Origin of the sequence: Kitasatospora sp. NPDC059747 (genome assembly GCF_042732955.1) — a bacterium.
In the GTDB taxonomy this organism is placed as follows: domain Bacteria; phylum Actinomycetota; class Actinomycetes; order Streptomycetales; family Streptomycetaceae; genus Kitasatospora.
This window is the reverse complement of record NZ_JBHWGV010000151.1, coordinates 1-19011: the sequence shown is the minus strand read 5'-3', so window position 1 is coordinate 19011 and position 19011 is coordinate 1. Positions and strand designations below refer to the sequence as shown.

The following is a 19011-nucleotide window of genomic DNA, read 5'->3' as shown; positions in this document are numbered from 1 at the left end:
GGCCCGCCTCCCGACGAGGAGGCGGGCCCGTTCGCGCGTCCGTGATCGCTACCGCTCCACCGCGAGCAGCGAGGTCAGCCGCCCGGCCAGCAGGTCCCAGCGCCAGGAGCGCTCCACCCAGCGCCGTCCGGCCTCGCCCATCCGCCGCCGCAGCTCCTCGTCGTGCAGCAGCCGGACGATCCGCTCGGCCGCCGCCGACGCCGAGCCACCCGGCACGACGTACCCGGTCTCGCCCTCCAGCACCGCGTCCGGCGCGCCGCCGGAGTCGCCGGCCACGACGGGCAGACCGGTCGCCGAGGCCTCCAGGTACACGATGCCGAGGCCCTCGACGTCGAGCCCGCCGCGCCGCGTCCGGCAGGGCATCGCGAAGACGTCCCCGGCGCCGTAGTGGGCGGGCAGCTCCTCCCACGGCACGGAGCCGGTGAAGCGCACCGAGGCGCGCACGCCCCTGGCGTCGGCCAGCTTCTCCAGGTCCGCCCGGTACGGGCCGCCGCCGACGATCAGCAGCACCGCGTCCGGCACGTCGGCGAGGATCTGCGGCATCGCCTCGATCAGGGTGTCCTGGCCCTTGCGCGGCACCAGGCGCGAGACGCACACCACCACCGGCCGGTCCGCCAGCCCCAGCCGGCGGCGCACCTCGGCGCCCCCGGAGGCCGGGTGGAAGGTCGTCTCGTCCACGCCCGGCGGCAGCTGCACCATCCGGCCGGCGGCCTCCGGTCCCACCGCGCCCGCGATCCGGGAGCGGGTGTACTCACCCAGGTACGTCAGCACGTCGGTGCCCGCGCCGATCCGGCGCAGCAACTGCCGGGCGGCCGGCAGCTGGGCCCAGGCGGCCTCGTGCCCGTGCGTCATGCCCAGCAGCCGCCCGGCCCCGGCCCGGCGCAGCGCGGGCGCCATCAGGCCGAGCGGCGCGGCGGCGCCGAACCAGACCGAGTCGCACTTCTCCGCGCGGAGGATCTCGGCGGCCCGCCGGGTGACCCGCGGTGTGGGAACCATCACCTTCGTCCGGTCCCGGATCACCGGGAACGGCTGCTCGGCGTCGAAGCGCGCGACCTCGGTGCCGTCGCGCCAGGTCGAGGCGTAGACCACGATGCTCCCGGCGGGCTGACGGACGGCCATGTTGTGCACGAAGGCCTGGATGCCGCCGGGTCGCGGCGGGAAGTCGTTGGTGACGATCAAGGTTCTGTGCATCAGGCCACGGCTCGCTCGGTCGGGGGGTGCTCGGTGTACCGCTGGGTGATCCGTACGATAGGTCAACACCATGACCCGCCGGGAACGGAAGCACGCACGGCAACCGTTCCACCCCCGGGTCAGTCCTAGTACCTGAGCCGCTGAGGACGGCGGCCCGGGCGTCCGTCGCGCGACGCCTCCGGTGGGGACGTCCGAGACGAACGAGGGAGCGCTGTGGAGTTGGCCCCGGCCATCGAGACCGGTACTTCCCGTGCCCGCACGGGCCGCCCGCTCGGGGCGCTCGCGGCACTCGTCGCCACCTGGGCGGGCACCCGGACGCTGCTGCTGCTGTTCGTGACCGGCGTGCTGCGCTCGCCGGGCGGCGACGTCACCGCGGACGTCTGGATGATCTACCACGCCTGGTACGGCGTCCTGCAGACCGGCACCTTCCCGTTCGACGACGTCACCTGGCAGTACCCGCCCGGCGCCGCCCTGGTGATCCTGCTGCCCGGCCTGCTGCCGTGGTCGTACGTGGTCTCGTTCTGGGTGATCTGCGGGGTCGCCGACGCCCTCGTGATGGCCCTGCTGGTCCGCACCGGCCTGCGCCGGGGCCGGGCGCTCACCGGCGCCTGGCTGTGGGTGGTGGCCGTGCCGCTGCTCGGCCCGATGATCTACAACCGCTTCGACATCATCGTCACCGCGAGCGCGGTGGCCGGCCTGCTGGCGCTGATCCGCCGCCCGGCCGTCGGCGGGATGCTGCTGGGCCTCGGCGGGATCGTCAAGATCTGGCCGCTGCTCGGCCTGATCGGCACCCCCTCCGGCCGCCGCACCGGCCGTTCCTGGACGCTCGCGGCGGCCACCACCGTCTCGCTGGGCTTCCTGCTGGCCGCCGGGATGAACGGCGCCTTCGGCTTCCTGGCGTTCCAGAAGGACCGCGGCGTCGAGGTCGAGTCGCTCGGCGCGCTGCCGCTGCACTACGCGCGGATCGCGGGCGGCTGGGACGGCCGGGTGACGATGAACTACGGCTCGGCCGAGATGCTCGGGCCCTGGGTCGGCGTCGTCGGCAAGGTCATGATGGCCGGCACCGTGCTGGGCTTCGCGTGGCTGCTGCTGTGGCGCTACACCGCCAAGCGCCGCAACGCGGCCACGATGTACGACGCGGCGCTGACCGCGCTGCTGATCTTCACCGTCACCAGCCGGGTGATCAGTCCGCAGTACCTGGTCTGGCTGATCGGCGTCGCGGCGGTCTGCCTGACGGTCCGCGGCAGCAGCCAGCGGCCGGTGGCACTGCTGATCCTGCTCGCGGCGCCGCTCACGCTGCTCGAATTCCCGCTGATGTTCACCCAGGTCCTCGCGAGCGACCCGGCGGCCATCGCCGTCCTGTCGGCGCGCAACCTGCTCCTGCTGGCGGCGACGGTCCTGTCCTGCGTCCGCCTCTGGCGCTCCACGCGGGGCACGGACCGGCTGCCGCCGACCGTCGTGCTGACGCAGCCGGAGCCCGTCCCGGCCGGCTCCTACCCGGTCCGCCCGGGCATCGCCTACGAGCAGGACCTGCTCGACGGGATCGACCGGCCCAACACCCCGGCCGGGCGTTAGCCGCCCTAGGCGTTGAGGGCGGCTACCTCGGCCACCCACAGCCGCGTGAACTCGTCCTTACCGAGGCCCAGTTCGGCCCGGAACAGCCGGTCCATCCGCTGGTCGCGGTCCTCCCCCGCGCCGTCCGCCGCGCCCACCGCGCGGTAGAACGCGACCAGGCGGGCGGTGCCGAAGCGGGCGGCGATCAGCCGGCAGGCGAGCCAGGCCTGTTCGTAGGCCTGGGCGATGCCGGTGGTGCCCGCGGCGAAGTCGCGGTCGGCGGGCAGGGCCGTGGGCACCCTTCCCGCGGCCACGTCCCGGGCCAGCTCGGGGGCGATCTGGCGGGGCGTGCGGCCGGAGTCGCGGTAGGCCGTCCAGTCGGCGACGCCCTCGGAGAGCCACAGCGGCGTCCAGGCCCGGGTGTCGGCCCGGGTCGCGACGTGGGTGGTCTCGTGGGTGACGACCACCTGGCGGCCGAAGTCGCTGAGCCGCCCGAACGCCTCGGGGTTGATCAGCACCCGGTCGGCCGGGGTGTGCGAGGGCGCGCCGGGGGCGGCCACGGTGACCGCCGCCATGCCCGTCCAGCCGGCCGGGTCGGCCTCCAGCAGGCGGGCGAACTGCGGCTCGGTGGCGGGCAGTTCCAGCAGCAGTCGGCCCGCCCAGCCGGTGCCCCAGACCGCGCTCACCGCGGGGACGGCGCGGTCGCCGATCGCGACCGGCCCGGCCGGGTCCGGTCCGGCGGCGAGGCCGAGCACCAGGCACTGCGCGCCGCGCGCGGACCGTCCCGTCCCGAAGTCCCAGAGCGCCGGCGGCCCGCTCGCGGCGTCCTCGCGCTCGACCCGCCAGCCGTCGGCCCGCGTCAGCGTGAGGCGGCGGGGGTAGACGGCGGGGTACTCGTCGTAGCCGGTGACCCGGACGTCCAGGTCGGCCGTGACGGTCAGCCGGCCGGGGCCCGTGCCCGGGGAGACGACGAGGTTGCGGTAGCCGGCGGTCAGCGGCAGTCCGGTGGTGGCCGACAGCTCGCGCGCGCGTTCGTCCAGCACCGCCGCCACCTCGGTCCGCTCGTCCGCCCCGCCGAGCCCCCGACCGGCCGCCGCGGGGGCGACGGGCGGCAGCGACAGCTGGGTCAGCCCTCCGGCGGCGAGCAGCAGGGCGCCTCGCCGGGACAGCACGCAGGGCCGTATCGCGTCCGGTCCGGACGGGGTCGGGCTCAGAGCCGGACCACCCCCGCGACGGGCATCGCGTTGACGCTCTCGTACCGCACCCTGGCCCCCGGGTACGGGGCGTGCACGATCACCCCGCCGCCGGCGTACATGCCGACGTGGTGCATGTCCCGGTAGAAGATCACCAGGTCTCCCGGTCGCGCTTCGGACAGGCTCACCCGCTGGCCGGCGTAGGCCTGGGCCTGCGAGGTGCGCGGCAGGCTCACTCCCGCCTGCCGCCAGCTGTAGTACATCAGACCGGAACAGTCGAACGCGCGGGGGCCGGTGGACCCGTACACGTACGGCGACCCGATCATCCGCACCGCCGCCGCGAGCGCCGCCGCCCCGCGCTCGGAGGCGGGCGGGGTGGTGCCGAGGTCCAGCCGGTCGGTGCCGCGGGTCGCGCGCTGCTCGGCCTCCTGGGCGTCCTGCGCGGCCATCCGGGAGCGCTCGGCGGCGCCCAGGCTGTTGAGCAGCCGCTGGGCCTTGGCCAGCCGCTGCTGGATCTCCTGCTTGCTGTCGGCGAGCGTCCGGCGGGCCTGGTCCAGCTCGGCGAGCTTGGCGGCGGTCTCGGTGCGGCGCTGGTCGAGCCCGCGCTGACGGGTCACCAGCTCGTGCAGCGTCTCGTTCTGCCGCTCGGTCGCCTGGTCGAGGCTCCGGGCGCGGGCGAGGTAGCCCTCCGGGTCGGTGGCGAGCATCAGCTGGACGGTCTGCGCCATGCCGCCGGAGCGGTACTCGGCGCCGGCCACGGTGGCGAGGTCGCCGCGCAGCTGGTTCAGCTGGTCCTGGGCGGCGGCGATCTCGCCCTGGAGGACGGTGGTCTCGCCCTGGAGCCGCTGCTGGGCCTCCTGCGCAGCGTTGTACTTCTCCGACGCCTGTTCGGCCTCGTTGTACAGCTGCTCGACCTGCGCCTTGACGTCCTTGCGGCTGGGCGCGTCCGGGGAGCCGGGGGCGGCCTGGGCGCTGCCGCCCGTCGTGACGCCCAGGGCGGTGGTGGCGGCCGCGGTCAGCACCAGCGCACGGGCGAGCAGTTGGGAACGGCGGTGCACGGGCATGGCGGCGGCTGCTCCAATCCTGCGGACCGGTCCCGCCGCCGCACCCAAGCGGGCGGTCCTGGAGCGGGAGTCCGGTGGCAGACGTTAGCGAGTCCGGGCAACCGAGTCCAAACCCCTCCCAACCCGAATATTTGACCCTGAATCGGACACCAGTCCGAGGAAAGGAAACGCCGCAGGCCCGGACCTCCGGGGAGGAGGGCCGGGCCTGCGGGAAGCCGAGCGGGGAATCAGACCCGCACGATGGACGAGAGCGGCATGTTGGTGACCGCCTCGTAGCGGACGCTCGCACCCGGCTTGGGCGCGTGCAGCACCTGGCCGTTGCCGGCGTAGATGCCGACGTGGTGGGCGTCGTTGAAGAAGATCAGCAGGTCGCCGGGCTGGGCCTGGGAGAGGTCCGTGCCGATCCGGGTCCCGGCGCCGGCCTGCTCCTGCGAGGTACGCGGCAGCGAGACGCCGGCCTGGTCGAAGGCCCAGACCATCAGGCCCGAGCAGTCGAAGGAGTTCGGGCCGGTGGCGGCCCAGACGTACGGGCTGCCGATCTTGGTGGCGGCGTAGGACAGCGCGGCGGCACCGCGCGAGCTGCCCGCCGCCGGCGGCTTGGCGACCGGCGAGGACGACGGGGCCGAGCCGAGGTCGGTGCGGCTGCTGTCGCGGGAGGCGCGGTCGGCGGCGGCCTGCTGGGCCTTCGCGGCGTCGGCCTTGGCCTTGGCATCGGCGGCGGCCTTGTCCTCGGCCGCCTTGATGGCCTGGCGCTCCTGCTCGGACAGGGTGTTGAAGAGGTTCTGGGCGGCCGTCAGCTTCCCCTGGATCTGCTCCTTGGACGCCTTCAGCTGCTGGGTGGTCGCGTCCAGCTCGGCGAGCTTGCCCTGGGCCTCGGTGCGGTCCTGGTCCAGCTTGCGCTGCTGGTCCTGGAGCTCCTTCAGCTGACCCTTCTGGGTGCTGCCGGCCTGGTTCAGGGCGTCGGCCTGGCTGAGGAAGTTGTCCGGCTTGGACGAGAACATCAGCTGGACGGTCGGGGATATGCCCCCGTTGCGGTACTGCTCGCCGGCGATCTGGGCGAGGCCGCCCTGGAGGTCGGTCACCTGCTCCTGCTGGCGGGCCACCTGGTCCTGCAGGCCGCTGACCTGCTTCTGCAGCTCCTGCTGCTTGGCCTGGGCGGCGTTGTACTGCTCGGTCGCCACCTCGGCCTGCTCGTTGAGCTGGTCGACCTGCTCCTTGACCTGGTCCTTGGTCGGCGCGGGGTCGGCGTGGGCGCCGGACTGCGCGGAGAGGGCGACGGCTGCCGCGGCAACTCCGGTCAGGAAGGAAACTCGGGCACGGCCGGCGGGCTTGGGACGACGATGGGACGCCACGAAGGCGGACTCCTTCTTCCTACGTCCGCCTACCGGGTGAGCTGACGGGTTCGGGCCGGAAGCATGCCCTACGACGCCTCACGGCCGTTCCACCGGCCGACCTGGCGCCGATTCACCCCGGAGGAACGTGGTTCCCCGGCTCCGCTCCACAGCGCCCCCTGTCACTGGGCTCCCCTGTCGGACGGTCGCTTCGACCCGTCCCGCTGCTTCACGAACTCGGCGGGAACCACCGCCGCCACCCTGGCTGGGCGATCGACAGTGCGGTGGTCCGGGTCACGACCCTAGTAACTGAACCGTGATCGGTTCAAATCCTTGTCAGAAAAAAGGCGGAAGAATAACCAAGTTCTTTTGTGAAGATGACAGAAGGTGATCGCAGCAGCACGCAAGGCTGATCACTTGTCACGCGAACGCGGCGAAACGCAGGGAAACGCGCTCAAGCGAACGCGCCACCCCCACTCGGGAGGTGGCGCGGATCACAGGGCCGTCGCGCCGGCCCGCGGCGTGTCGGCGAGTCAGACCCGGCGGATGGTGTTGATCGGCATCGCGTCGGCCTTCATCACCTTGACGACGTCGCCGGTGTGCGGCGCGTGCACCACCATGCCGTTGCCGATGTACATCGCGACGTGGTGCATGTCGGGACCGTAGATCACCAGGTCGCCGGGCTGGGCCTGGTCCAGCGAGGGCACCCGGGTGCCGTAGTGGCCCTGCTCCTGCGAGGTGCGCGGCAGCGAGACGCCGGCCTGGCCGTACGACCAGAGCATCAGGCCCGAGCAGTCGAAGGTGCTGGAGCCGACGGCACCCCACACGTACGGCGAGCCCTGCTTGCTCATCGCCTTGGCCACGGCCACGGCCGCGTAGCCGCTGGCCGGCGGCAGGCTGCTCAGGTCGACCCGGTCGGTGCCGCGCGAGGCGCGGTCGTCCTGGGCCTGCTGGGCCTTCAGCGCGGCGCGCTCGGAGGCGCTGAGCGAGTTGAGGAGGTCCTGGGCCTGCTTGAGCTTGGCGTTGACGTCCGCCTTGGACTGGTTCAGGTCCTTGGTGGTGGAGTCCAGGGAGGCCAGCACCGCGGCGGCCTCGGCCTTCTCCTGGTCCAGGCGGCGCTGCTGGTCCAGCAGGCCCTTGAGCGCGTCGGTCTCGGTGGCGGTGGCCTGCTGCACGCTGGAGGCCTTGGCCAGGTAGTTGTTCGGGTCGGAGGAGAGCATCAGCTGGACGGACGGGTCGATGCCGCCGGTGCGGTACTGCTCGCCCGCCACGCCGGCGAGGCCGGTCTGAAGCTGGGTCATCTGCTCCTGGCCGCGGGCCACCTGGTCCTGGAGCTGGTCGGCCTGCTTGCGCAGCTGGTCGGCCCGCTCCTTGGCGCCGTTGTACTTCTCGGCGGCCTGCTCCTGCTCCTGCTGCAGTTCGTCGATCTGCGCCTTGACGTCCGTCTTGTTCGGCTGCGGCGCGGCGTGCGCGGCCACCTGGGCGGAGAGCGCGACCGCGGTCGCAGCAGCAGCGGTGAGCACGGAGACCCGCGCGCGGCTCGGCTGCTTGGGACGGCGGTGGGAGGCCAAGGGACCTGCTCCTTCTTCCATGGACTCACCGGTTCGGGTGAGAAATCCGGAAAATAGGTTTGACGCCAGACCCTAGTGAACATCCAGGCATTGCGCCACTCCCCCAAAGGCGTGAACTCCGAGCCCCCACGCCGCTTCACCGAATCCGCACATCACCGCAAACCGGACGCTGAGCGGCCGTCATCCCCATCGGCACGGAATCAGGGCCGCGCCAGCCGGTTCAGCAGCAGAACCGAGGCGACCGGGCGCGCGCCCGCCTTCCGCACGCCCTCCGCGACCTCCCGGTCGGCGGAGACCACCACGACCGGACGGCCCTGCGGCTCGGCCCGCACCAGGCGTCTGATCAGCTCGTCCGCCGTCTCGCCGGTCCGGCTGAAGCGCACCCGGACCCCGCGCGGCGGCGCCATGATCACCGGCACGTCCAGGTCCTGCCCGTCGAACACGCACGTGACCTCCGCCTGCGTGCGCTGGGCCAGCATCGCCAGCCCGCCCAGCAGCCGCAGCCGCTGCTGCTCCAGCGGCAGCGTCGGATAGCCGGTCTTCGTCACGTTGTAGCCGTCCACCACCAGGTGCACCTGCGGGATCGCCAGCAGCTGGTCCAGCAGGGCCGGATCGTCCTCCGCGAGCCCGCGCCGGGCCACGTCGTGCGGCGAGGCCGAACCCGGCACCACCGCCTCCACCAGGTCCGCCGGGCGGATCTGCGACACCGGCAGCGCCAGCTCGCGCTGCAGCCCCTGCGCCGACTGCAGCACGGTGTCCAGCAGCAGCCGCAGCCGCATGTCCTCCACGCTGCGCCCCTCGCGGGCCGAACGGCGGCCCTGCTCGGCGGCGGTCTCCAGCTCGCCGACGCGGTGCCGCAGCCGCCGTGCCTCGCTCTCGGCCGCACTGCGCTCGGTCGCCGCCTGCGCGCGCAGCGCCTCCAGCTCACCGGCCAGCCGACGGGTCTCGGCCTGCGCCCGGCGGGTGTCGCTCTCCAGCGAACGCACCTTCTTGCGCAGCGAGTCGGCCTCCCGCCGGACGTCCTCGGACTCGGCCCGCTGCCGGTCCAGGTCCGCGCGCGCCCCGGCCCGCACCTCGGCCAGCTCGGCCTGCAGCTTCTCCACCAGCCGGGCCGCCTCCGCGGCCGCGCCCTCGGCGCCGGCCCGCTCGGCCTCCTCGCCGGCCTCGGCGACCAGCCGGCTCCAGCCCGCCGACCGCACCAGGTAGGCGGCGGCCGCGACGTCCATCGGATCGGCGGCGCCGGGGACGCTGCCCGACTCCAGCGCCTTCACCAGGTCCGGCTGGCCCAGCCGCAGCCGCTCCGCTATCCGCAGCCGGAAGGCCGGCTCCGACTCCAGCGCCGCCGCGATCGCCGTGGCCGCGTACTTGGCCCGCCGGGCCGGGGTGAACTTGGCGTACTGACGCAGGCTCTGCGGCAGCTCGCCGGGCGGCAGTCCGCCGAGCGCGTCCGCGGCCAGGCCGACCACGCGCCGGCGCACGCCCTCCGGCAGCGGCCGGTCGAGCTTCTCGGCGGGACGGCCTGCTCCCGGGTCCGCGGCGGTTCCGGACGCGGCGGCACCGTCGGCGGCCCCCGCCGCCCCGGCAGCCGGCTCCGCAGCGGGCTGCCCCTGCGGTCCGGCGGGCTCCCTCGCTGCGTCCACCACGTCCTCGGCTCCGATCCTGGTCCAACGGGTGCGGCCCCGCGGCCGCCGTCCCTGTCGTCACGCTCCGTGCGTTCTGTCTGTATTGTCCCGTGCGGCGGACGGCCGTGCCGTGCACCGTCCACCGCACCGGCGGGGCATCAACCCTGCTCGGCCTCGACCGCCGCGTCGTCCGCGCCCGGGCGGGCGACCAGCTCGACCTGGTCCACCGCGTTGCACCAGCGGCAGCGCACCGTCTCGACCGTCTCGCTCAGGACTTCGGTCTCCTCGACCTTGGACTCGCCGGCCAGGTCGAAGTGCAGGAACTCGGTGACCCGCGCGGAGCGGGTCACGTCGAAGCGGGTGAGGTTGCCGCACAGGGTGCAGCGCCAACGCGTCTCGGCGGTCAGAGCGGGGACGGTCATCGGGGGTCCTCTCGGGTGGTCCCTGGGTGGGCTAGGCGCTCCCCCCGGAGCCCCGGCATCGGCGGCGGGAGGCGGGAATGCCCGCCCCAAGCCTATTGCCTGGGGCAACCATCACGGCCACCGGTTCGGGCGATCGGGACGGCTAGTCCACCTGCCGTACAGCGCGGTGTCACGGAGGGCCCGCGGAGGGATGCTTGGCCGCATGGCGCTCGCGGCCCCCGGCCACACCGACGCGCGGGACGGCGGCCCCGCGGTGCCCGCCCCGGCGGTCACCTACGCCCTGATCGCGCTCAACACCCTGGTCTTCCTGTTCGGGCCGGCCGCCGGACTCAACCCCCTCTACGGCACCGGGCAGGCCCGGCTCTGCGCCGAGCAGCGGTACGAGCAGCGCTGGGGCGCCGTCCCCGCCGAACTGCTGGCCGGGCGCCCGCTGACGGCCGAACAGCTCGCCGAGGCCCCGGACCCGGCCCCCGGCTGCCCGGCCGCTCCCACGCCGGGCAAGCGCCCGGCCGTCTCCGTCCTCACCGGCCTCTTCCTGCACGCCGGCTGGCTGCACCTGGCCGGCAACCTGCTCTTCCTCCACGTCTTCGGCCCCACCGTCGAACGGCGGGTCGGCCGGGCCCGCTTCCTCCTCTTCTACCTGGCCGCCGGGAGCCTCGCGACGTACGGCTTCGCCCTCGCCGAGGCGCACTCGGCGGACTCCACCCGCGTCCTGATCGGAGCCTCCGGCGCGATCTCCGCCGTCCTGGGCGCCTACCTGCGCTTCCACCCGCGCTCCCGGGTGACGACGCTCGTCCCGCTGCTGCTCTTCCTGCCGCTGCGGTTCCCGGCCTGGCTCGTGCTGGGCCTCTGGTTCGCCCTGCAGTGGTGGTCGGTGCACTCGGCCGGGCCCGGGGTCGCCTACCTGGTCCACGTGATCGGCTTCTGTGCCGGCTTCCTCTACGCCTGCACCGTCGTCGGTCACCCCCCGAGACGACCCGGCTGAGGCCCGATACGCTGGCGCCACCCCACGAAGGAGCCGGAACAGTGATCACCGCCATCGTCCTGATCAAGACCAGTGTCGACCGCATCCCGGAGATCGCCGAGGCCATCGCCGCCATCGAGGGCGTCAGCGAGGTGTACTCGGTGACCGGCGGCTACGACCTGGTCGCGATGGTGCGGGTGCGCAAGCACGACGACCTGGCCGACGTCATCCCGGGCCGGCTGAACAAGGTCCCGGGCGTCGCCCACACCGAGACCCAGATCGCCTTCCGCACCTACTCCCAGCACGACCTGGAGGCCGCGTTCGCGCTCGGCCTGGACGAGTAGTCCTCAGTCCTCAGTCCTCACGGCGAGTGTCGGCGACGCAACGGCCGCCCTCGTTCCGGTAGTTCCACGCCGCGCCGTCCGTGACCAGCTCGCGGACGGCGGTCAGGAAGCGGTCGACGTGCTCGTCCGGGGTCCCGGCGCCGAAGCTGACCCGGATGGCGTTCAGGCTGCGCTCGCCCGGCAGCGACGGCTCCGGCGCGCCGCACTCGGACGGCGCCACGTCCTCGTCGCCGAGCAGCGTGCGCACCAGCGGGTGCGCGCAGAACAGCCCGTCGCGCACGCCGATGCCGTACTCGGCGGAGAGCGCGGCCGAGAAGTGCGAGCTGTTCCAGCCCCGGACGACGAAGGACAGCACGCCCACCCGCGCCGAGTCGGAGCCGAACAGGCTCAGCACCTTGACCTGCGGGATCTCCGCCAGCCCGGCCGTGAGCCGGGCGATCAGCGCCTGCTCGCGGGCCTCCAGCGCGTCGAAGCCGGCCTCGCTCAGCGCCCGGCAGGCGGACGCGATGGCGTAGGCGCCGATGACGTTCGGCGAGCCGGCCTCGTGCCGGGCCGGGCCGGTGTGCCACTGGACGGCCACCGAGCCGTCGGCCTCCCGGGCCACCGTCCGGGTCGCGCCGCCGCCGGCCAGGTACGGCTCGGCCGCGTCCAGCCAGTCCGCCCGGCCGGCCAGCACCCCGGCACCGAACGGCGCGTAGATCTTGTGGCCGGAGAAGGCGATCCAGTCGACGTCCAGCTCGGCCACCGAGACCCGGTGGTGCGGGGCGAGCTGCGCGGCGTCCAGCACCACCCGGGCGCCGTGCCGGTGCGCGGTCGCGGTGAGCTCGGCGACCGGCCACAGCTCGCCGGTGACGTTCGAGGCGCCGGTGACGCACAGCAGCTTCGGGCCCTCGGGCGCCCCGGCGAGCGCGGCGTCCAGCGCGGCGACGGCCTCGGCGTGCGAGCGGGGAGCGCGCAGGTAGGTGACGTCGAGCCCGGCGTGGGCCCAGGGCAGCAGCGAGGCGTGGTGCTCGGTCTCGAACGCGAACACCCGGGTGCCGGCCGGCAGCGCGGCGGCGAGCAGGTTGAGCGAGTCGGTGGTGGCCCGGGTGAAGACCACCTGGTCGCCCTCGCGCAGGCCGAGGAACTCGCCGACGGTCCGGCGGCTCTGCTCGAACAGGTCGGTGGACAGCTGCGAGAGGTACCCGGCGCCGCGGTGCACGCTGCCGTAGTAGGGGGCGTACGCGGCGACGTCGTCCCACACCCGCTGCAGCGCCGGCGAGCTGGCCGCGTAGTCGAGCGGCGCGTAGCCGACCTTCTCGCCGTTGACGAGCGGCACCTGGACGTCGTGGCCGAGGACGGCCAGGGGGGCGCAGATTTCGGTGGCAAGGGACATGAGGATGCACTCCTTCGGAGGTCGAGGGACCCCGGGAGTGCTAGTCGTCGGGCGTCCGCGCTTGCCTCGCGGACGGTTCGCCGCGCGGCCCGGTCCTCACCCAGGGCACCCCGCCACGGACGGAGGGTTGCCGGACAGCAAGCTGGGGCTTGTCGCTGTCACTCATGACCTGGACAGGACTCTAGGTCGCGTCCGCCCGGTGGTCAAACAGGCATCCACCATCCGGACAGCCGAAGGGGCCCGCGGCGACGAACTGCCACGGGCCCCTCAACTCGCTTGTCAGTCCCGGCCGGTGGCCTCCGACCAGCGCCGCAGCAGCTCCTGCGCCGCGCCCGAGTCCACGGCCGCCGCGGCCCGCTCCATGCCGGCCGCCAGCTGCTCGGCGAGCGGCGCGTCCGTCAGGTCCAGCGCCACCAGCGCCGCCGCCGTGTTGAGCAGGACGGCGTCCCGCACCGGCCCGCGCTCCCCGGCCAGCAGCCGGCGCGCGACCTCGGCGTTGTAGGAGGCGTCCGCCCCGCGGAGCGCCTCGATGCCGACGAGCTCGATGCCGACGTCCCGCGGGTCGAAGGCGGTCTCGGTGACGATGCCGTCCCGCACGATCCACACCTGCGACGTCGTGGTGACGGTCAGCTCGTCCAGGCCGTCGTCGCCGCGGAAGACCAGCGCCGTGGAGCCGCGCCGGGCGAGGACGCCCGCGATCAGCCCGGCGAGCCGGGTGTCGAAGCAGCCGACGGCGTGCGCGGTGACCTTCGCCGGGTTGGTCAGCGGGCCGAGGATGTTGAACGCGGTCGGCACCCCGAGGTCGCGCCGGGCGGTGGCGGCGTGCCGCATCGACGGGTGGAACCTCGCCGCGAAGCAGAAGGTGAGCCCGACCTCCTCGGCCACCTCGGCGACCCGCCGGGCCGACAGGTCCAGGGCGATGCCGAGCTTCTCCAGCACGTCCGACGACCCGCTCGCCGAGGAGGACGCCCGGTTGCCGTGCTTGACCACCTTGGCACCGGCGGCCGCGGCGACGATCGCGGACATCGTGGAGATGTTGACGGTCTTGGCGCGGTCGCCGCCGGTACCGACGATGTCCACCGCCGGGCCCGGGATGTCCAGCGGCTCGGCGTGCGCGTACATCGCGTCCACCAGGCCGCTGATCTCGTCGACCGTCTCGCCCTTGGCCCGCAGCGCCACCATGAACCCGGCGACCTGGACGGGGGACGCCTCGCCGCTCATGATCCGGTCCATCGCCCACGCGGTGGCCGAGCGGTCGAGGTCCTCCCCCTTCAACAGCGCCGCCAGGAGGTCCGGCCAGGTGCGGACCACCTGCGCGGGGTCGGTACCACCGTTCGCAGGGTTCACGTTCACCATGGCTGACTCCAGCTGTTGTCGGTTCCCCCAGGGGGGACGTCCGTACGGATGGAGTCAGCCTATCGAGCGGCGGGGTACCTCCGGCCCTGTCTTCTCTAGTACTGAGACGGCGCCGCTCAGCGCGTCGCGGGGGCCCGCTTGGCCAGGCGCGCCCGCAGCAGCGTGGCCACCGCCCCGGCCAGCGCGACCGGGTCGACCGGGCGCGAGATCGCCGCGTCGGCCCGGCTCCAGGCGGCCAGCCAGGAGTCCTGCGGCCGGCCGATCAGCACCAGCACCGGCGGGCAGCCGTAGATCTCGTCCTTGAGCTGGCGCCCGAGTCCGAGCCCGCCGGCCGGCACCGCCTCGCCGTCCAGGATGCAGAGGTCGACGCCGCCCTTCTCCAGCGCCCGCAGCACCGCGGGGGTGGTCGCGCACTCCAGGTAGGACAGCTCCGGCAGATCCTCGGCGGGCCGGCGGCCGAGCGCCGTCAGCACCTGCTCGCGGGTGTTGCGGTCGTCGCTGTAGACGAGGACGGTGAGCGTCTCATCGGTCGTGTACGCCATTGACCCTGCTCCCTCAAGTGTGATCCGGACCACGTTCGCCTGACCCGGATGCTACTCCGGATCACCCCCGGCCGAGCCCTCCCCCGCGCGCGTTCCTCCTCAAGGCGCCGCGCCCGGGGCTCACCCGCCCGGAGGACGCCCCGTCACCCGGCCACGCGCAGTCCACCCGGACGGCCGACAGCCGGGCCCGCTCCCCTACCTCCGGGCACTGCGCCGACCGTGCATCGACACGCTGGGCAACGGGGTCCAAGGGCCCTCCGAGGAACCGTCAGAAAAGGGACACGCCGCTGCTCAGGTGCCGTCCGGGCACCTGGGTGCCCCCCAAGCGGGCATACCGCACGCACCGGACACTCCGAGGGAGACCCCCCGGCGTGAAGACGGAATAAGGGACCGACATAATGTCCGTCGTGGCGACAGCAACAGCAGTAGAAACCGGGCACGCGCACGGATCGGTCAACCGGCCGAACATGGTCAGCGTCGGAACGATCGTCTGGCTCAGTTCCGAGTTGATGTTCTTCGCGGCCCTCTTCGCGATGTACTTCACGCTCCGCTCCGTCAAGGGGCCGGAGTTCTGGACCGAGAAGGCGCACGCCCTCAACGTGCCCTTCTCCTCGGTCAACACCACGATCCTGGTGCTCTCCTCGCTGACCTGCCAGCTCGGCGTGTTCGCCGCCGAGCGCGGGGACGTGAAGAAGCTCCGCTCGTGGTTCGTCATCACCTTCGTGATGGGCGCGATCTTCATCGGCGGTCAGATCTTCGAGTACACCGAGCTGGTCAAGAAGGACGGCCTCTCGCTGTCCTCCGACCCGTACGGCACGGTGTTCTACCTGACCACCGGCTTCCACGGTCTGCACGTGACGGGTGGTCTGATCGCCTTCCTGCTGGTCCTGGGACGGACGTACGCAGCCAAGCGCTTCACGCACGAGCAGGCCACCGCCGCCATCGTGGTGTCGTACTACTGGCACTTCGTCGACGTCGTGTGGATCGGCCTGTTCGCGACCATCTACCTGATCAAGTAACCAGCTGATCAGGTCGCTGGCCACCGGCTGCGGCCCCCGCCCTCACCGGCGCAGGGCCGCTTCTGCCGGTGCCGACGCTCCCACCGACCGACCGCGCGCGCAGCCCTAGCCGGGCCGCCTCGTGCCGGCCAGACCGGCAGCCGGGTGCACCCACCAGTCGACCAGATCCTGACACCGGGGTTATTCCGTGAAAAAGCTCTCCGCACGACGGCGCCACCCATTGGCGGCGCTGGTCGTCCTACTTCTCGCCCTGGCGGCAACCGGGGGGCTGTACGCCGTGTTCGCGCCCGCCGGCAAGGCGCAGGCCGACGTCGCCGCGCAGTCGCTCGCGATCGACGAGGGTAAGAAGCTCTTCGCCGTCGGCTGCTCGTCCTGCCACGGCCTGAACGGCGAGGGCAGCAGCGACGGCCCGAGCCTGGTCGGCGTCGGTTCCGCCGCCGTCGACTTCCAGGTCGCCACCGGCCGCATGCCGGCCCAGCAGCCCGGCTCGCAGGTCCCGCGCAAGAAGAACATCTACTCGCAGGCCGAGATCGACCAGCTCGCCGCCTTCGTGGCCTCGCTCGGCCCCGGCCCGGTGACGCCGACCCAGGAGCAGTACACCTCGACCAACCCCGAGGACATCTCCAAGGGTGGCGAGCTGTTCCGCACCAACTGCGCCCAGTGCCACAACTTCGCCGGCCAGGGTGGTGCCCTGACCAAGGGCAAGTACGCGCCGTCGCTGGAGGGCGTGGACGCCAAGCACATCTACGAGGCCATGCAGACCGGCCCGCAGAACATGCCGTCGTTCCCGGACACCACCATGCCCGAGGAGCAGAAGAAGCAGATCGTGGCCTTCGTCCGCCACACCACCAACGATGAGCCCAACCCCGGCGGTCTCACGCTCGGCAGCCTCGGTCCGGTGACCGAGGGCCTGTTCGGCTGGATCTTCGGTCTCGGCGTGCTCATCGCGGTCGCGATCTGGGTCGCCGCCCACACCCCCAAGGCCAAGAAGTCATGAGCCACGACATGTCAGAAGAGAAGCTTCCGGAGCACCACGGCTCCGCCGGCGAGGTCGCCGAGCACGGCGACCCGTTCGCCGACCCGGGCCTGCCGGCCCACGAGCCCCGTCGCACCGACATCGACGAGCGGGCCGCCAAGCGCGCCGAGCGCCAGGTGTCGCTGATGTTCGTGATCTCGATGATCGCCACCATCGGCTTCATCGCGTCGTACGTGGGCATCGACCCCGACAAGATCGTCTACATCTTCCCGCTCGGTCACGTCAGCGCGCTGAACTTCGCGCTCGGCCTGACCCTGGGCGTCGCGCTGTTCCTGATCGGCGCGGGCGCGGTCCACTGGGCCCGCACCCTGATGTCGGACGTCGAGCTGCCGGCCGAGCGTCACCCGATCGAGGCCGACGACGAGGTCCGCGCGGACGTCATCGACCAGTTCAAGACCGGTGCCGCCGAGTCCGGCTTCGGTCGTCGGAAGATGATCCGCAACACCCTCATCGGCTCGATGGCGCTGGTCCCGCTCTCCGGCGTGGTCCTGCTCCGCGACCTCGGGCCGCTGCCCGAGAAGAAGCTGAAGGAGACGGGCTGGAAGGAGGCGACTCCGGCCAAGCCGCTGCAGCTCATCAACATGAGCACCAACCTGCCGATGAAGGCCGAAGACATCGTCATCGGCTCGCTGACCTTCGCCATGCCCGAGGGGCTGCACGTCCACGACGAGGACTTCCAGCAGGCCATCGCCAAGGACGCCCTGATGCTGGTGCGCATCGCGCCGGACGACATCAAGGACGACAAGTCCCGGGAGAAGGGCTTCGAGGGCATCCTCGCCTACTCGAAGATCTGCACCCACGTCGGCTGCCCGATCAGCCTCTACGAGCAGCAGACCCACCACGCGCTCTGCCCGTGCCACCAGTCGACCTTCGACCTGTCGGACGGCGCGCGCGTCATCTTCGGCCCGGCCGGCCACCCCCTGCCGCAGCTGAAGATCACCACTGACGAACAGGGTCACCTGGTCGCCACCGGCGACTTCGAAGAGCCTGTCGGCCCGAGCTACTGGGAGCGTGCTCGATGAGTAGCGCGAGCAGCACCACCTCCGGTGCCGCCAAGCCCACCAGCACGCGCGCCAACCCCGCCAACAAGTGGGAGGCCGCGGCTGACTGGACGGACGGCCGGCTGGGGATCTACTCCCTCGCCAAGGCCAACCTGCGCAAGATCTTCCCGGACCACTGGTCCTTCATGCTGGGCGAGATCTGCCTCTACTCGTTCGTCATCATCATCCTGACGGGCGTGTACCTGACGCTGTTCTTCAAGCCGTCGATGGCCGAGGTCGTCTACAACGGCTCGTACGTGCCCCTCAAGGGCATCGGCATGTCCGAGGCGTACGCGTCGACCGTGAACATCAGCTTCGAGGTCCGCGGCGGTCTGCTGATCCGCCAGATCCACCACTGGGCCGCCCTGGTCTTCGTGGCGGCGATGCTCGTGCACATGATGCGCGTGTTCTTCACCGGCGCGTTCCGCAAGCCGCGTGAGATCAACTGGGTCTTCGGCTTCCTGCTGCTGGTCCTGGGCATGTTCGACGGCTTCTTCGGCTACTCGCTGCCGGACGACCTGCTGTCGGGCACCGGTATCCGCTTCATGGAAGGCGCGATCCTCGCCGTCCCGCTGGTGGGCACCTACATCCAGATGTTCCTGTACGGGGGCGAGTTCCCCGGCACCGACATCATCCCGCGGTTCTTCACGATCCACGTGCTGCTGATCCCGGGCATCATGCTCGGCCTGCTGGTGGCTCACCTGATCCTGGTCTTCTACCACAAGCACACCCAGTGGGCGGGCCCGGGCAAGACCGAGAAGAACGTCGTCGGCATGCCGCTGATGCCGGTCTACATGGCCAAGGCCGGTGGCTTCTTCTTCCTGGTGTTCGGCATCATCGCCGCCATCTCGGCGATCGCGTCGATCAACCCGATCTGGGCGTACGGCCCGTACCGCCCCGACCAGGTGTCGACCGACGCCCAGCCGGACTGGTACATGGGCTTCTCCGAGGGCCTGATCCGCGTCATGCCGGGCTGGGAGATCAGCCTGTGGGGCCACACCCTGAACCTGGGCGTGTTCGTCCCGCTGATGATCTTCCCGCTGGTCCTGGTCGCGATCGCGGTCTACCCGTTCATCGAGGGCTGGATCACCGGCGACAAGCGCGAGCACCACATCCTGGACCGCCCGCGCAACGCCCCGGTCCGCACCGCCCTGGGCGCCGCGTGGATCAGCCTCTACCTGGTCCTGCTGATCGGTGGTGGCAACGACCTGTTCGCCACGCACTTCCACCTGTCGCTGAACTCGATCACCTACTTCGTGCGCGCCGGCTTCTTCGTGGTGCCGGTCATCACCTTCATCGTCACCAAGCGCTGGTGCCTCGGCCTCCAGCGCCGTGACAAGGAGAAGGTGCTGCACGGCCGCGAGACCGGCGTCATCAAGCGCCTGCC

At 72.3% G+C, this 19011-nt stretch carries 17 protein-coding genes and 2 riboswitches; of the genes, 7 read left to right on the top strand and 10 right to left on the bottom strand.

Annotated elements, in window-relative coordinates; genetic code table 11:
- Window positions 1-48: 48 nt before the first annotated feature.
- Window positions 49-1191, bottom strand: a complete 1143-nt coding sequence (locus ACFV4G_RS38720) for a glycosyltransferase family 4 protein (protein WP_380447456.1) — start codon at window positions 1189-1191, stop codon at window positions 49-51.
- A gap of 213 nt (window positions 1192-1404) precedes the next feature.
- On the opposite strand from ACFV4G_RS38720, the gene ACFV4G_RS38715 reads away from it, so the two are divergent.
- Complete coding sequence (locus ACFV4G_RS38715) at window positions 1405-2766, top strand: glycosyltransferase 87 family protein (protein ID WP_380447454.1); 1362 nt, start codon at window positions 1405-1407, stop codon at window positions 2764-2766.
- A 5-nt stretch (window positions 2767-2771) separates the two neighbouring features.
- Here the strand turns inward: ACFV4G_RS38715 and ACFV4G_RS38710 are convergent, their stop codons facing one another.
- From ACFV4G_RS38710 to ACFV4G_RS38685, 6 genes are all read right to left on the bottom strand, one after another.
- The gene (locus ACFV4G_RS38710) at window positions 2772-3917 is read right to left on the bottom strand and encodes a hypothetical protein (RefSeq protein WP_380447452.1); all 1146 of its coding nucleotides are present in this window, start codon (window positions 3915-3917) and stop codon (window positions 2772-2774) included.
- 38 nt (window positions 3918-3955) lie between these two features.
- On the bottom strand, window positions 3956-5002 hold the full coding sequence (locus ACFV4G_RS38705) for an NlpC/P60 family protein (protein WP_380447450.1): 1047 nt from the start codon (window positions 5000-5002) through the stop codon (window positions 3956-3958).
- 227 nt (window positions 5003-5229) lie between these two features.
- Window positions 5230-6354: an NlpC/P60 family protein gene (locus ACFV4G_RS38700; RefSeq protein WP_380447448.1), complete on the bottom strand. Its 1125-nt coding sequence runs from the start codon at window positions 6352-6354 to the stop codon at window positions 5230-5232.
- 10 nt (window positions 6355-6364) lie between these two features.
- A riboswitch (cyclic di-AMP (ydaO/yuaA leader) is annotated at window positions 6365-6518 on the bottom strand.
- 348 nt (window positions 6519-6866) lie between these two features.
- Window positions 6867-7904 (bottom strand): NlpC/P60 family protein, encoded by a 1038-nt coding sequence (locus ACFV4G_RS38695; protein WP_380447446.1) that lies wholly within the window; start codon window positions 7902-7904, stop codon window positions 6867-6869.
- A 200-nt stretch (window positions 7905-8104) separates the two neighbouring features.
- On the bottom strand, window positions 8105-9547 hold the full coding sequence (locus ACFV4G_RS38690) for an NYN domain-containing protein (protein WP_380447444.1): 1443 nt from the start codon (window positions 9545-9547) through the stop codon (window positions 8105-8107).
- Window positions 9548-9684: 137 nt separating this feature from the next.
- Complete coding sequence (locus ACFV4G_RS38685) at window positions 9685-9948, bottom strand: hypothetical protein (RefSeq protein WP_380447442.1); 264 nt, start codon at window positions 9946-9948, stop codon at window positions 9685-9687.
- A gap of 202 nt (window positions 9949-10150) precedes the next feature.
- Here ACFV4G_RS38685 and ACFV4G_RS38680 point away from each other — a divergent pair, with 202 nt between their 5' ends.
- Complete coding sequence (locus ACFV4G_RS38680; RefSeq protein ID WP_380447440.1) at window positions 10151-10933, top strand: rhomboid family intramembrane serine protease; 783 nt, start codon at window positions 10151-10153, stop codon at window positions 10931-10933.
- 41 nt (window positions 10934-10974) lie between these two features.
- Complete coding sequence (locus ACFV4G_RS38675) at window positions 10975-11256, top strand: Lrp/AsnC ligand binding domain-containing protein (protein WP_380447438.1); 282 nt, start codon at window positions 10975-10977, stop codon at window positions 11254-11256.
- Between the two features lie 10 nt (window positions 11257-11266).
- On the opposite strand, the gene ACFV4G_RS38670 is transcribed toward ACFV4G_RS38675, so the two are convergent.
- From ACFV4G_RS38670 to ACFV4G_RS38660, 3 genes are all read right to left on the bottom strand, one after another.
- A complete protein-coding gene (locus ACFV4G_RS38670) occupies window positions 11267-12631 on the bottom strand; it encodes an aminotransferase class V-fold PLP-dependent enzyme (RefSeq protein WP_380447436.1) in 1365 nt (454 codons plus the stop codon).
- 52 nt (window positions 12632-12683) lie between these two features.
- Window positions 12684-12801, bottom strand: a riboswitch (SAM riboswitch).
- A gap of 109 nt (window positions 12802-12910) precedes the next feature.
- Window positions 12911-13987: an anthranilate phosphoribosyltransferase gene (gene trpD / locus ACFV4G_RS38665; protein ID WP_380447434.1), complete on the bottom strand. Its 1077-nt coding sequence runs from the start codon at window positions 13985-13987 to the stop codon at window positions 12911-12913.
- Window positions 13988-14103: 116 nt separating this feature from the next.
- Complete coding sequence (locus ACFV4G_RS38660) at window positions 14104-14529, bottom strand: hypothetical protein (protein ID WP_359967869.1); 426 nt, start codon at window positions 14527-14529, stop codon at window positions 14104-14106.
- A gap of 398 nt (window positions 14530-14927) precedes the next feature.
- On the opposite strand from ACFV4G_RS38660, the gene ACFV4G_RS38655 reads away from it, so the two are divergent.
- The 4 genes from ACFV4G_RS38655 to ACFV4G_RS38640 all read left to right on the top strand — a co-directional run.
- Window positions 14928-15548 (top strand): heme-copper oxidase subunit III, encoded by a 621-nt coding sequence (locus ACFV4G_RS38655; RefSeq protein WP_030301107.1) that lies wholly within the window; start codon window positions 14928-14930, stop codon window positions 15546-15548.
- Window positions 15549-15735: 187 nt separating this feature from the next.
- Window positions 15736-16545, top strand: a complete 810-nt coding sequence (locus ACFV4G_RS38650; RefSeq protein ID WP_380447432.1) for a c-type cytochrome — start codon at window positions 15736-15738, stop codon at window positions 16543-16545.
- A gap of 8 nt (window positions 16546-16553) precedes the next feature.
- Window positions 16554-17606: a Rieske 2Fe-2S domain-containing protein gene (locus ACFV4G_RS38645; protein WP_380447430.1), complete on the top strand. Its 1053-nt coding sequence runs from the start codon at window positions 16554-16556 to the stop codon at window positions 17604-17606.
- Window positions 17603-19011, top strand: a 1409-nt coding sequence (locus ACFV4G_RS38640) for a cytochrome bc complex cytochrome b subunit (RefSeq protein WP_380447428.1), incomplete at its 3' end; no start/stop codon positions are given. The genes ACFV4G_RS38645 and ACFV4G_RS38640, both read left to right, overlap by 4 nt.